Here is a 561-nt window from a genome sequence, read left to right on the forward strand (position 1 = left end):
AGTTGCAGGCGTGTCGCAGCCGCCAGACTCTCCAGTTGTTCCGCCGATGTCGCGCTTGCGATCGGCGCCGTCACGCTCGGCCGCGCGATGATCCAGGCGAGTGCCACGGTGGCGGGCGTCGCGTCATTGCGCTTGGCCACTTGAACGAGCGCATCGACGATCCGCAGCCCGCGGTCGTCGAAGTATTTGTCCACGAGCGAACTGCGCGCAGCTTTCGCCGCGTCCGCCTTCGAACGGTATTTTCCGCTCAGGAAACCGCTCGCCAAGCTGAAATACGTGACCACCGCCAGTTTGTGCGCCTGCGCGACCGGCTCGAGATCCGTCTCATAACCTTTCCGATCGTAAAGGTTGTACTCCGGCTGAAGCACCTGATACGTCGGCAACCCCAGCTCCTTCGATACCTTCAGCGCCGCCTCGAGCCGCTCGCCGGTGAAGTTCGAAGCGCCAATCACCCGCACCTTGCCCGCCTTGACGAGCTTCTGATATGCGCCGAGCGTCTCTTCGAACGGCGTCTTGTCGTCGTCGAGGTGCGAGAAATAGACGTCAATGTAGTCAGTCTGC

At 62.0% G+C, this 561-nt stretch carries 1 protein-coding gene; it reads right to left on the reverse strand.

Annotated elements, in window-relative coordinates:
• A partial coding sequence (locus P0D89_RS53905) for an aldo/keto reductase (protein WP_408379809.1) occupies window positions 1–561 on the reverse strand: 561 nt, incomplete at both ends.

The organism is Paraburkholderia sp. RL18-085-BIA-A (assembly GCF_046027075.1).
In the GTDB taxonomy this organism is placed as follows: Bacteria; Pseudomonadota; Gammaproteobacteria; order Burkholderiales; family Burkholderiaceae; genus Paraburkholderia.